Genomic DNA, 12,466 nt, shown 5'->3' with positions numbered 1-12,466 from the left:
TCAGACGGCCTGAGGCTTTTGCCGTTTGCCAGAATATGCTGCTTCAAGTTAAAATCACACATTCCAACATGGGTATCACATCATGACTAAATTTATTTTCGTAACCGGCGGCGTTGTATCTTCTTTGGGTAAAGGTATCGCCGCCGCTTCTATTGCTACTATTCTTGAGTCGCGCGGCTTGAACGTGACCATGCTTAAGCTCGACCCGTATATCAACGTTGACCCGGGTACCATGAGCCCGTTTCAACACGGCGAAGTATTCGTGACCGATGACGGCGCGGAAACCGACCTTGATTTGGGTCACTATGAGCGCTTCATCAACGCCACCATGACCCGCCGCAACAGCTTCAGTACCGGCCAAGTCTATGAAAACGTGATTGCCAAAGAGCGCCGCGGCGACTATTTGGGCGGTACCGTACAAGTGATTCCGCACATTACCGATGAAATCAAACGCCGTATCCATGAGGGCGCAGCCGGTTATGATGTAGCGATTGTCGAAATCGGCGGTACAGTCGGCGATATCGAATCGTTGCCTTTCTTGGAAGCCATCCGTCAAATGCGCAGCCAGCTCGGCCGCAACAATACATTGTTTGCCCATCTAAGCTATGTTCCTTACATTGCCGCTGCCGGTGAAATCAAAACCAAACCGACCCAACATACCGTTAAAGAAATGTTGAGCATCGGTTTGCAACCGGACATCCTGATCTGCCGTATGGACAGAGAAATGCCTGCGGACGAGCGCCGTAAGATTGCTTTGTTCTGTAACGTTGAAGAACGTGCCATCGTGGGCAGTTACGATGTGGACAGCATTTACGAATGTCCTGAAATGCTGCATAACCAAGGCATCGACAGCATTATTACCGAGCAGCTCCAACTGAATGTCAAACAAGCCGATTTGACCGAATGGAAGAAAATCGTTCACGCGATTCGAAATCCGAAACATACCGTCAAAATCGCGATGGTCGGCAAATACGTTGATTTGACCGAGTCCTACAAATCATTGATCGAAGCCCTGAAGCACGCGGGTATTCACACTGAAACCGACGTACAAATTACCTTTGTCGACAGCGAAAGCATCGAGAAGGGCAATGGCGACGTTTCCATGCTCAAAGGCATGGACGCGATTTTGGTGCCGGGCGGCTTCGGTTCACGCGGCGTGGAAGGCAAAATTGCCGCCGTACGCTATGCGCGTGAAAACAACGTACCATATTTGGGCATCTGCTTGGGCATGCAAATCGCCCTGATCGAATACGCCCGCGATGTTGCAGGCTTGAAGGGTGCGAACTCTACCGAGTTTGACTTGAAATGCGCCACGCCTGTCGTTGCCCTGATTGACGAATGGCAAACTGCCGACGGCAGCGTAGAAACCCGTGACGAATCTGCCGATTTGGGCGGCACCATGCGTTTGGGTGCGCAAGAAGTTGATCTCAAACCGGGCAGCCTTGCCGCAAAAATCTACGGCAGCGAACATATCCGCGAGCGCCATCGCCACCGCTACGAAGTTAACAACAACTATGTTCCTCAGTTGGAAAAAGCCGGTTTGGTCATCGGCGGCGTATCCGCAGGCCGCGAGCGTTTGGTTGAAACCATCGAATTGCCAAATCATCCTTGGTTCTTCGCGTGTCAGTTCCATCCGGAATTTACTTCCAATCCGCGCAAAGGCCATCCTTTGTTCAGCGCGTTTGTGAAAGCCGCGTTGGGTAACAAAAAAGCCTGATTGATTTGATTGAAAAAGCACCCGTTATCCGGGTGCTTTTTTGTTTTCAGACGGCCTTAGAAGTTATTTGTCTTCATTGACTTCACGGTCGTTCAAAGGTTGTACGGGACGGTTGTTTTCGCCGCCGATAATGTCGCGCATGGCTTTAAACTGCGCCGCATCTGCCTGAACCGGAGTTTTTAAGACAACCCAAGTAACGTTTTCGCTGCAAGGCGGCGTTGTCAAAGAGCCTTTCAGTTGAAAGGACTTGCTATCTTTAGGCAGCAGGGCTTGGATATTCAAGTTTTTCAACGTTACGGATTCGCCCGCTTTCAGTTTTTTGGCAGTGAGTGCGGACAGGGCAGGATTGTTTTTGCCTGGTTTAAATACAGAGCCGATGACCGCCAAAGTACCGTCTTCGGCTTGATGGACGAAATGCGCTTCCATTGGGAAATGTTTGCCTTTGAAAGTATGTTCGCTCGGCGTATGGAAGTGGAATTGTTTGAAGGTATAGGTTTTACCGTTAATCACGATGGTTTGGGCCTTGCCTTGCGGCGTGGCTTGAAGGGTATGGCCGTTATTTTCTACTTTGTAGTCGGCAACGTTGTAACGGTATGCCAGTTGTTTGCCTTTTACTGCTTTTGTCGTGGAGAAGTCCACAGGAGATTGCTGTTTGCCTGTTTTGCAGACAGCAAAGTCTTCACTCAAATCACCCCAGTGTGCAGCACCGTTTTCACCTGTGTAAGACCAATGTGCATGATGGGTTTCGGCGGATACCGTTGCAGTAGAGACAGCCATTAGCAAAGATAAAAAGAGATGTTTGTTCAACATAAGGGCTTCTATTTATTTATATTAGGTAAAATGAAAAATTTATACAAAATAAATTATCGATATAAAAAAGCTTTTTCATAATAAGAAAGTTAATGATAGTGGCAATTTGGGAATATTGGGTTGATATATGGCAAACATTTATCAAGCAATCATTTTTGATTAAATGATTACAATAATAGGGATGATTGTCTTTGTCGCAACTTTAAATAGGAAAGGCCGTCTGAAAGCTTTGAACTGCACCCCAAAAGTTGGACATCCCCTCCAACTCACAAGGTGCAGTTTTTTTTATGAGCAAATATACATTACACTTCAAATACCAAGCCGTACTCCACTACCTGCACATACGCAGCCAACAGCGTACCGCAGATCATTACGGCATTTCCCGAACCCACCTGCGACGATGGATACGCGCCTATCAGGAAGGCGGTATCGGTGCACTCGAACATCCCCAATCCAAAACCATGCCCCAACACCGCAAAAACCCCTTCATCGCCGACAAACCCGATCAAGAAAAAACACAGGCAGAGCTTATCGAAGAGTTGTGCTATATGCGCGCAGAGGTCGCCTACCTAAAGGAGTTAAAAGCCCTCAGCCAAAAGCAGACAGAAAAGGACAAAGCCAAAAGCAGACAGAAAAGGACAAAGCCAAACCGTCCAAACACTGAGGGCGCAACACCCGCTCAAATACCTGCTGCACATCACAAACCTGCCCAAAAGCAGCTTTTACTACCACCATCAAGACCGGCCCGACCCCGACGCAGCCGACAAAGCCCTTATCGCCGAAATCTACGAACGGCATAAAGGATGCTACGGGCAAAGGCGCATTGCCGCAGCATTGGATTGGAACCGCAAAAAAGCAGCGCAGCTGATGAGGCAGCTAGGACTGAAAGCCCTCATACGGGCGAAAAAAGCCTACCGCCATCCCGCCATGGGCGCAATATCGGAACACCTCCTCAAACGCCGGTTCAAAGCCCGAAAGCCCAACGAAAAATGGCTGACCGACGTGACCGAACTCAAAGGAAGGACGGCAAACTGTACCTCTCTCCGATATTGGACCTGTTCAACCGCGAAATCGTCGCCTATGCCATGAGCCGCAATGCTAACAGCGAAATGGTGAAGGAAATGCTCGAAAAAGCCGCCCCCCGTCTGACTGATAAGGGAACGATGCTGCATTCCGACCAGGGTGTGCTGTACCGTACGGCGGGGTATAGGGAATTGCTTGCGGAGCATTCCATGATTCAAAGCATGTCGCGTAAGGCGAATTGTTGGGACAATGCGCCGATGGAAAGCTTCTTTGCGGTGTTGAAGACGGAGTGTTTCTATAACGCAGGGGAATTGACGGTGGACGAATTGATGAAACAGATAGATGACTATATGGATTACTACAACCGCGAGCGTTGCAGTTTGAAATTGAAAAAGCTGAGTCCTGTCGCATACAGAACCCAGCTTGCACAGAGCGCCTGAATAGGCTTTTATGAGTGTCCAAGATTTGGGGGCCAGTTCAATTGTTTTCAGACGGCCTGTTTTATTTAAAAATGTTGTAAAAAGTCTAAACTCTAATGAATAAAAGTGTCTATCAAGATGAAAGTAGTTGTTTGTAGCGTTGGAAAACATTAATATTGCCAAACGTGTTTTCACGAGATTTTAACTTTGTTTTGGAGAGAATAATGAAAAAATCGATTATCGCTTTGGTTATTGCCGGTTTGCCGCTGGCTGCCTCTGCAGAAGTGATTCTTTATGGTCAAATCAAAAGCAGCGTGACCGTTGGTCAAGTAAAAATCAAAGGTGACGCAGGTTCTGAAACCAGCTCTACCGCAACCAGCATCAATGACAATACCTCCCGTATCGGTTTTAAAGGCAGCGAAAACCTCGGCGGCGATTTGAAAGCCATCTGGCAAGTTGAACAAAAAACAGCCATTACCGGCGGCTCTCAAGGTTTTGCCAATCGCGATTCCTTTATTGGTTTGCAAGGTAAATTCGGTAAAGTCCGTGCCGGTAAACTCAGCAATATGCTGAATGAAATGGATACCATCGATCCATGGATGTACAAAACCAATGCCGCAGGCTTGGGCATCTTTACCCGTACCGGCAACCGCAATGCTGCTGTACGCTACGACAGCCCGGATTTTGGCGGATTTAAATTCAACGTGTCTTACGCACCGCGCGACAACCGCAATCCTTCAGACAAATACACGCACACCCAAGCGGCTAAGGATCAATACACCGGCGGCGTGAGCTTCTCTAAAAACGGCTTTACTGCCAATGCGGCTTACGGCCACTATAACGGCGCGTACACCGATAATTCCGGCAAGGTCAAAGCGGCACAAATCGCCAAAGTCGAAACTTATTACGACAAAGACAATCTCTTTGTCGGCGGCGGCGTACACTATGCCAAAGGCCATGAGACAGCCAACGAATATTTAGGCTATTTCACCGATGGTTTTAATGAGTACAAGGGCAGTGACATCACTGCCGATTCAGGCAAATCTGAAGCCGTGAAAGTGGTTGATGCAGCGGTAACTGTCGGCTACAAATTGGGCAATGTCACCCCACGCATTACTTACGCACACGGCTGGCCTGCCAAGGGCGTGAACAGCGGCGAGAAATTGGTGGATAAATTCGACCAAGTTGTTGTCGGCGGCCAATACACCTTCAGTAAACGCACCGGCGTAGTTGCCCAACTGGCGTATCTGAAAGTCGGCAACAAAACCCGTCTGACTGCAGCCAACAAAGGCGGCGTTGAACAAAAAGCCGCTTCTGTGGGCCTGTATCACAAATTCTAAGCCGTCTTGAAAGACAAGGCCGTCTGAAAAATTTCAGACGGCCTTTTTGTTGATTAAAGCGGTTTATTTGTCGTGTTTGGTCAGCGTTGTACCGTGACGGCCGCCGCGTTCTTTCAAACGTTGTACCAAGCCTTCGATCGTTGTCGGCATACCGTCGATACAGAATGCCTGATACAGGGCGGTGTGCAGGGCGTCGTTGCGGCTGAACGCATTGCCGATCAGCTTCCAATCGCCTTTACGCGGCTCGATCCAGCGGTGGTTTACTGTGTCGCCGTAAGCGAATACTTTGTAAGACGAACGCTTATCGTTGCTGTAAGTAAAGGATGTGCGGGCGCAATAGAGGCCTTCGACGGAGAGGTTGTCGTAGCCTTTGTCGGAGCGCACGTTCAAGACGTAGCGGATGCTGTTGTCAGGCGCAGGCATGATTTGCAGGCTGCTGAGCAGGATTTTAGGCTGCTTGCCGTAGGTTTCGTTGACATAGAGGTCGAACCAATCGCCCGATTGGGTATCGGGCAGGGGCGGCAACTCGGCTTTGTGTTCTTTAAACTCGCGTGCGGCAACTTCTTCAGGGCTTTCCTGATAACGCGTGTTGGTCAGCGTATCCTTTTGGCTGAAACCCAAAGCAAATGCTTGAGTCGCGGCAAGGCTGAGGGCAAGAAGGGCAAAACGGCGCATAGACAGCTCCAAAGTGAAAAACGGCTTTATTTTATGGGCTTGCAGGGTGGGGTGCAAGTAAGTGCGGTATAATTGACGTTAATTCTGATTAATATGACGAGTTTTCATCATGAATACACAAACTCTGGATGTCATTGGTTTGAAATGCCCGTTGCCGATTTTGCGTGCCAAAAAAGCTTTGGCGCAAATGCAGGAAGGAGAAGTGCTGACCGTATTGGCCACCGATGGCGGCGCGCCCGGCGATTTTGAAGCGTTTTGCCGTCAGACCGGACATGTCTTGTTGGAATCGAGCGAAGCCGACGGCGTGTTCAAGCTGGTGTTGAAGCACAAATAAAGGCCGTCTGAAATGTCTAAAGCCGTCGCGTTGTCTGCCGCTGTATTGGCTGTCTGCCTGAGTGCATGCGGCAATGAAGGCGTTTCGCCGCAGAACGCTGCCGATTATGCCCAAAATGTAACCGACTTGTTCCGCCAAAGCTGCGTGGCCGCAGACGGCGATGCCGCCCTTGTTGGCGAGTTTGCCAATGCCAACAAGCTGATTTTATTGTCGAAAAAAGATATTGCCGATTTGCCTGCCGGAATGATGGATTTGGAGGCATTAAGCATTTGGAAGAAAACGGTAAACGGCGCAGATTATTATTTGAGCCTGACTGAAGACAGTTGCAGCGTGCGCACGGCTAAAGCCGACGACCATCTGATTTTCAAACAATTTTTGGCTTTGGCAGAAAATCCGCCGCAAGGTTTGAACGCTGAGTTGCGTGCCGATAATTTGGCGGAAACCCCGTTGCCTATGCGTCAGATTTCCTACGCATGGCGCGCGTCCGGCAGTCCGAAAGAAACCTTGCTGACCGTCAAAACAACGTCGTCCGAGCATTTTCCGGTACAGGCTGCTTTTTATTTGACCCATCATTCTTACGACAATAAGGCCCCCGTTTTGCCTTAGGCCGGTTGACGATTGAAACATCAAATCGATAGAAACGTTACCGCCGAATAAAGGCCGTCTGAAACATTATCAAACCAAACCACTCGAAAGTAAGCTATGCAAACCCTGACCATCATCCGCCCCGACGATATGCACTTACACCTGCGCGACGGCGACGCGCTCAAAGCCGTTGCCCCGTACACCGCCCGACAAATGGGTCGCGCGGTTATCATGCCCAACCTGAAGCCGCCCGTCGTCAGCGTTGCCGATGCCCAAGCATACAAAGAGCGCATTATGGCCGCCCTGCCAGAAGGCAGTAGCTTCCAGCCGTTGATGACGCTTTATTTGACCGATAACGCCACTCCCGAACTCGTGCGTGAAGCCAAGGCTGCCGGTATTGTGGCTTTCAAACTCTATCCAGCAGGCGCGACCACCAATTCCGATTCCGGCGTGACCGACTTGTTTAAGCTGATCCCCGTGTTGGAAGAAATGGCGAAACAGGGCATTTTGTTCTTGGTTCACGGCGAAGTAACCGATCCTGAAATCGATATTTTCGACCGCGAAGCCGCCTTTATCGAGCGCGTGATGAAGCCGGTTTTGGCGCAAGTGCCCAACCTCAAAGTCGTGTTTGAACACATCACCACTGTCGAGGCTGCACGACTGGTATTGGAAGCAGGCGATAATGTGGCCGCGTCTGTGACGCCGCAACACTTGCTGCTCAATCGCAACGACCTTTTGGTCGGCGGCGTGCGCCCTCATCATTTCTGCCTGCCCGTACTCAAACGCGAAACCCACCGTCAGGCTTTGGTTGCCGCCGTTACCGGCGATAAGGCGCACAAATTCTTCCTCGGCACGGACTCTGCGCCACATGCTAAAACTGCCAAAGAAAATGCTTGCGGTTGCGCCGGTATGTTCAGCGCAATGACTGCTATCGAGCTTTATGCCGAAGTGTTTGAGAAAGCAGGCGCGTTGGACAAACTGGAAGCCTTTGCTTCTAAAAACGGCCCACGTTTCTACGGTCTGCCTGAAAATACCGATACCATTACATTGGTCAAACAAACGCAAACCGTACCTGCCAGTGTGCCTTACGGCGATGGCGAGCTTGTACCGATGAGGGCCGGCGGCGAGATTGAATGGACGGTACAATATTAAATTTGCCGCCAATTAGGCATAAAAAGAAACAACCTGCTTGAAAGGGCAGGTTGTTTTTTATTGTCGTTCAGACGGCCTGTTATGGGGAGGGAAGACAGTCAAGGCCGTCTGAAAATAGGATTAGAGTGTGTATTTATTCGGTCAACATGGGTTTCAGTGCTTCCCAAGCCTGCGGCAGTTGGGTAAAACCGTCCGAAGCCATCAAATGGCCGCCTTCTGGAATATGGGTAACAGGGCTTTTGAGTTTGGCCGCCATGTCCAAAGTCAGTTCGGGTGGAACATGGGTGTCATTGTCGGAAACCAGGCAGTGTTTGGGCATATCGATTTTGCGCAGGATGTCGAAATCGGGGGACGCTGCTTTAATGTAGGCATCGAGCGCGGGCAGGGGCGGCAACGTATCGGCAAAACCGGCGGCAAGCAGCAGACCGCCGATTTTTTGCGGCTGTTGGCGGCTGAGGAAGTGAAGGAGTGTAATGCAACCGAGGCTGTGGCCGACTAGGAAGGTATGGGCATCAGGCTTGCCGATGTGCTGGTCAAGGGTAAACTGCCACGCGGTCGTGCTTGGTTTGTCGGGATTGGGCATGGCGAGGGAGATTGCTTGTGCGCCGGTGCTTTTGACTTGGGCGCAAAGCCAGTCAAACCAGTTGCCGTGCGGATTGCCTTCAAAGCCATGTACGATATAAACGCGTCGATTCATGTTTCTCCTCCTTCAGACGGCCTGAGATTTTGTCTAAATCTCTGCCTGTAAGCGTTTATTATACCATGTTTGTTTATGTTTTATTGTTTGCCGCTTTGTAAGGATGGTTGATTAAGCTTTTGTTGTTAAATGATATTTGCAAGAATAATAAAGCAAACAACACGGCAGGGGCGGATGGCGTTGCCGTGTTGTTCGGGTTTGAAATATATAGGGGCCGTCTGAAAAAGGGAAAGAATGGTTTGTTTGTTGCAAAGATGTTTTTGTTATATTGCAAGGCCGTGTTTTTCAGACGGCCTTTACGCTTTAACTTATTTTTAACCCGATTTCTCTGACGAAGCGCCTGTCTTGGCGTACACTTTGGTCTTTTATAAATGAGAATGGTTTATGTATCACGGCGAGAGATTTAATGCGTACAGCCATTTGGCCGGTTTCTTGTTGGCAGTGGCAGCCTTGGTGCTGATGCTGGTGAAAGCGGTAGAATCGGCGGACGGCTATCGGATTGCCGGTGCACTGACTTACGGAGTCTGCCTGCTGCTCCTGTATTTGGGCTCAACCTTATACCACAGTATTCCGCAGCCGAAGGCCAAGGCGATTTTGCAAAAGGTCGATCATTGCATGATTTATCTTTTGATTGCAGGCAGTTATACGCCGTTTACGCTGATTACCCTGCAGGGCGGTTGGGGCTGGTCGCTTTTCGGCGTGTCATGGGGGCTGGCTTTGTTGGGCATTGTTCAAGAGCTGACAATTGGGCGCAAAAGCGAGAAGCGGCTGCTGTCGATGGTGATTTATGTGTTGATGGGCTGGCTGATTGTGGTGGCGGTATGGCCGCTGATACAGTCGCTTTCGGCCGGCGGGTTGTTTTGGCTGGTGTTGGGCGGCGTATTGTATAGCGCGGGGATTTATTGGTTTATCAACGATACGAAAATCCGCCATGGCCACGGTATTTGGCACTTGTTTGTCTTAGCAGGCAGTTTGACGCAATTTATCAGCATTTATTTTTATGTGTTGTAGTTTCAGACGGCCTGGAATAAAAAACCTCTCAGTTTGACTGAGAGGTTTTTGTTTGTCGTTAAACTGGGTTTTTGTCGTGGAATTCGTGGAATTCATAGTTGTAGGTCAGCTCTTTTCCGGCTTTGGTTTGCGCCAGATAATCGTCGTAAACCGCACGGATTTCCTTACGCAGCAGGAAGAGGGCGATTAAGTTTGGTAAGACCATAAAGCCGTTGAACATATCGGACATACTCCAAACCAAATCCACTTTGCCCAATGTACCCAATACGATGGCCACCAAAACCAGCGCGCGGTAGATGCCCAAATGTTTGCCGCGGAACAGGAAGCGGATATTGGATTCGCCGAAGTAGTACCAGCCGATGATGGTGGTAAAGGCGAAGAAGGTCAGACAGACGGCGAGCAGTTGCGAGCCGAAACCCGGGAAGGCTTTGTTAAACGCCAGTTGGGTAACCGCAGCGCCGGTTTCGCCGGAAAGGTCGGCGTCGGTCAGCAGGATAATCAGCGCGGTTGCCGTGCAGACCATCAGCGTATCGATAAAGATACCGATAAATGCAGCCATACCTTGTTGCACAGGGTGTTTGACGTTGGCGGTCGCATGAGCGTGCGGGGTCGAACCCATACCGGCTTCATTGGAAAACAGGCCGCGTGCCACACCGAAGCGGACTGCCTCGCGCATACCGATACCGGCCGCACCACCCAATACCGCTTCCGGATTGAAGGCGGCGACAAAAATATTGTGGAACATCGGGATGATGTGGTCGGAGAATTTGAACAAAATAATCACGGCACACAAGATGTAAATTACCGCCATAAACGGCACGACAAATTGCGCGATACCGGCAATGCGGTTGATGCCGCCGATGATGATCAGGCCGGCGAATACCGCCAAAGTAATACCGACAGCCATCGGAGGAACATCGAAAGCCAAATTCATGGCAGAGGCAATAGAGTTGGATTGGGTCGCGTTACCGATGAAACCCAGCGCGATAATCAAGGCGATGGAGAAAAAGCCGGACAGAAAACGCGCCGCGCCACGGCCGATTTTCGGAGTCAGGCCGTGCGTAATGTAAAACGCAGGGCCGCCGATGTATTTGCCATGGCTGACCACGCGGTATTTTTGCGCCAAAACGGCTTCTGCAAAAATGGTAGACATGCCCAAAATGGCAGACAACCACATCCAAAAAATGGCACCCGGGCCGCCAGCGGTAATCGCAGTGGCGACACCGGCTACGTTACCGGTACCGATTTGCGCGGAAATCGCCACGGCAAGGGCTTGAAATTGAGACAGAGATTTGCCTTCGTGGTCTTTGTCTTTTTTGCTGAACAAGCCACCGAAAACGGATTTGAAACCCGTCCCCAATTTGGTTATTTGCGGCGCACCCAAGTACAGGGTAAAAAACAGGCCGATGCCGATTAAGGCATAAATCAGCAGGTAGTCCCAAAGAACCAGATTGACTGCACCCACCAGAGCAGACAATATTTCTTCCATAATAAAACCTTTAATAAAAACAATAAAAATAAAATGATACGGGTAACTACTCCCACTCATTTTTCGCGTTTGGCAATATCGGCGAGCAGGCCGTTTTGCCATTCGATACCGGTTAAGTTGTTAACAATTTTGACCGATTTTGTCATCATACCGTAAACCTTCGTGAATTAAAACGAAAAACTGACAAAGGTTTGCCGCCAATGTGCTTCTTTATTTAAAAAAGGTTTCTTTGTTTTCAGACGGCCTGTTTTTGCAAATATTCGGGCTGTCTGAATATTTTGGCTAAAGGCAACTTATGATAAAATGCACGCCTTACAAATGAAGCAAATTCCGCCTCAACGCGTGAAAAAACGAAAGGAATCAATATGGCAGGCCATAGTAAGTGGGCAAATATCCAACACAAAAAAGCCCGACAAGATGCCAAACGCGGCAAAATCTTCACCCGTCTGATTAAAGAAATTACCGTTGCTGCCCGTATGGGTGGCGGCGACCCCGGTGCAAATCCGCGCCTGCGCCTGGCTTTGGAAAAAGCCGCTGAAAACAATATGCCTAAAGACAACGTGCAACGTGCCATCGATAAAGGTACGGGCAATCTGGAAGGCGTGGAATATATCGAGTTGCGTTACGAAGGCTACGGCATTGGCGGCGCGGCTTTGATGGTGGACTGTCTGACCGACAACAAAACCCGTACCGTTGCCGATGTGCGCCATGCGTTCACTAAAAACGGCGGTAATTTGGGTACCGACGGTTGCGTAGCGTTCAACTTCGTTCATCAAGGCTATTTGGTGTTTGAACCGGGCGTTGACGAAGATGCGCTGATGGAAGCGGCTTTGGAAGCCGGTGCGGAAGACGTCATCACCAACGACGACGGTTCCATCGAAGTGGTTACCGCGCCGAACGACTGGGCCGGTGTGAAATCGGCTTTGGAAGCGGCAGGTTACAAATCTGTTGACGGCGACGTTACCATGCGCGCCCAAAACGAAACCGAGTTGAGCGGCGAAGATGCGGTTAAAATGCAAAAACTGATTGACGCATTGGAAGATTTGGACGACGTACAAGACATTTACACTTCTGCCGTGTTAAATCTGGACTAAGAGTTTAAAGAACAAAAGGCCGAGACCTTTGCAAAATTCCCCAAAATCCCCTAAATTCCTACCAAGACATTTAGGGGATTTTCCATGACCACCTTCTTTCAATAAACCGCACAAGCCATG

The 12,466-nt window shown here is 49.7% G+C and carries 14 protein-coding genes; 10 read left to right on the top strand and 4 right to left on the bottom strand.

All coding sequences use genetic code 11. From position 1 onward, the window contains the following. The first annotated feature begins 82 nt into the window (after window positions 1-82). The gene (locus tag ACTHSQ_RS05090) at window positions 83-1,717 is read left to right on the top strand and encodes a CTP synthase (RefSeq protein WP_440371452.1); all 1,635 of its coding nucleotides are present in this window, start codon (window positions 83-85) and stop codon (window positions 1,715-1,717) included. A gap of 63 nt (window positions 1,718-1,780) precedes the next feature. On the opposite strand, the gene ACTHSQ_RS05085 is transcribed toward ACTHSQ_RS05090, so the two are convergent. Beyond that, complete coding sequence (locus ACTHSQ_RS05085) at window positions 1,781-2,527, bottom strand: carbonic anhydrase (RefSeq protein ID WP_440371453.1); 747 nt, start codon at window positions 2,525-2,527, stop codon at window positions 1,781-1,783. Window positions 2,528-2,814: 287 nt separating this feature from the next. Here ACTHSQ_RS05085 and ACTHSQ_RS05080 point away from each other — a divergent pair, with 287 nt between their 5' ends. From ACTHSQ_RS05080 to ACTHSQ_RS05065, 4 genes are all read left to right on the top strand, one after another. After that, complete coding sequence (locus tag ACTHSQ_RS05080) at window positions 2,815-3,327, top strand: helix-turn-helix domain-containing protein (protein WP_440371585.1); 513 nt, start codon at window positions 2,815-2,817, stop codon at window positions 3,325-3,327. After that, window positions 3,215-3,616, top strand: a complete 402-nt coding sequence (locus ACTHSQ_RS05075) for an IS3 family transposase (protein WP_440371651.1) — start codon at window positions 3,215-3,217, stop codon at window positions 3,614-3,616. The genes ACTHSQ_RS05080 and ACTHSQ_RS05075 overlap by 113 nt, the downstream gene beginning before the upstream one ends. Next, on the top strand, window positions 3,517-3,990 hold the full coding sequence (locus ACTHSQ_RS05070) for an IS3 family transposase (RefSeq protein WP_440371650.1): 474 nt from the start codon (window positions 3,517-3,519) through the stop codon (window positions 3,988-3,990). The genes ACTHSQ_RS05075 and ACTHSQ_RS05070 overlap by 100 nt, the downstream gene beginning before the upstream one ends. A 203-nt stretch (window positions 3,991-4,193) precedes the next feature. Next, window positions 4,194-5,309 (top strand): porin, encoded by a 1,116-nt coding sequence (locus ACTHSQ_RS05065; protein ID WP_070747755.1) that lies wholly within the window; start codon window positions 4,194-4,196, stop codon window positions 5,307-5,309. A 63-nt stretch (window positions 5,310-5,372) separates the two neighbouring features. Here ACTHSQ_RS05065 and ACTHSQ_RS05060 read toward each other — a convergent pair whose 3' ends face one another. Next, complete coding sequence (locus ACTHSQ_RS05060) at window positions 5,373-5,984, bottom strand: CNP1-like family protein (RefSeq protein ID WP_440371649.1); 612 nt, start codon at window positions 5,982-5,984, stop codon at window positions 5,373-5,375. A gap of 109 nt (window positions 5,985-6,093) precedes the next feature. Between ACTHSQ_RS05060 and ACTHSQ_RS05055 the strand changes: the two genes are divergently transcribed. The 3 genes from ACTHSQ_RS05055 (at window position 6,094) to pyrC (ending at window position 8,055) form a co-directional block, all read left to right on the top strand. Then, a complete protein-coding gene (locus ACTHSQ_RS05055; protein WP_003681929.1) occupies window positions 6,094-6,318 on the top strand; it encodes a sulfurtransferase TusA family protein in 225 nt (74 codons plus the stop codon). A gap of 12 nt (window positions 6,319-6,330) precedes the next feature. Then, window positions 6,331-6,924 carry an NMCC_0638 family (lipo)protein gene (locus ACTHSQ_RS05050; RefSeq protein ID WP_440371584.1) on the top strand — a complete coding sequence of 198 codons (594 nt, stop codon included), beginning with the start codon at window positions 6,331-6,333 and terminating at the stop codon, window positions 6,922-6,924. 96 nt (window positions 6,925-7,020) lie between these two features. Then, window positions 7,021-8,055 carry a dihydroorotase gene (pyrC, locus tag ACTHSQ_RS05045; protein WP_440371583.1) on the top strand — a complete coding sequence of 345 codons (1,035 nt, stop codon included), beginning with the start codon at window positions 7,021-7,023 and terminating at the stop codon, window positions 8,053-8,055. Between the two features lie 133 nt (window positions 8,056-8,188). On the opposite strand, the gene ACTHSQ_RS05040 is transcribed toward pyrC, so the two are convergent. Then, on the bottom strand, window positions 8,189-8,752 hold the full coding sequence (locus ACTHSQ_RS05040) for an RBBP9/YdeN family alpha/beta hydrolase (protein WP_003681918.1): 564 nt from the start codon (window positions 8,750-8,752) through the stop codon (window positions 8,189-8,191). A 384-nt stretch (window positions 8,753-9,136) separates the two neighbouring features. Here ACTHSQ_RS05040 and trhA point away from each other — a divergent pair, with 384 nt between their 5' ends. Continuing rightward, a complete protein-coding gene (gene trhA / locus ACTHSQ_RS05035; protein WP_049329915.1) occupies window positions 9,137-9,763 on the top strand; it encodes a PAQR family membrane homeostasis protein TrhA in 627 nt (208 codons plus the stop codon). 58 nt (window positions 9,764-9,821) lie between these two features. Here the strand turns inward: trhA and ACTHSQ_RS05030 are convergent, their stop codons facing one another. Continuing rightward, window positions 9,822-11,252: an alanine/glycine:cation symporter family protein gene (locus ACTHSQ_RS05030; RefSeq protein WP_440371582.1), complete on the bottom strand. Its 1,431-nt coding sequence runs from the start codon at window positions 11,250-11,252 to the stop codon at window positions 9,822-9,824. A gap of 365 nt (window positions 11,253-11,617) precedes the next feature. On the opposite strand from ACTHSQ_RS05030, the gene ACTHSQ_RS05025 reads away from it, so the two are divergent. Beyond that, window positions 11,618-12,346, top strand: a complete 729-nt coding sequence (locus ACTHSQ_RS05025; RefSeq protein ID WP_440371581.1) for a YebC/PmpR family DNA-binding transcriptional regulator — start codon at window positions 11,618-11,620, stop codon at window positions 12,344-12,346. The last annotated feature ends 120 nt before the right edge of the window (window positions 12,347-12,466 follow it).

Source organism: Neisseria sp. P0009.S008, from assembly GCF_051958615.1.
Taxonomy (GTDB): Bacteria; Pseudomonadota; Gammaproteobacteria; order Burkholderiales; family Neisseriaceae; genus Neisseria; species Neisseria subflava.
The sequence above is the reverse complement of the archived record's forward strand: the minus strand, read 5'-3'. Positions and strand labels throughout refer to the sequence as shown.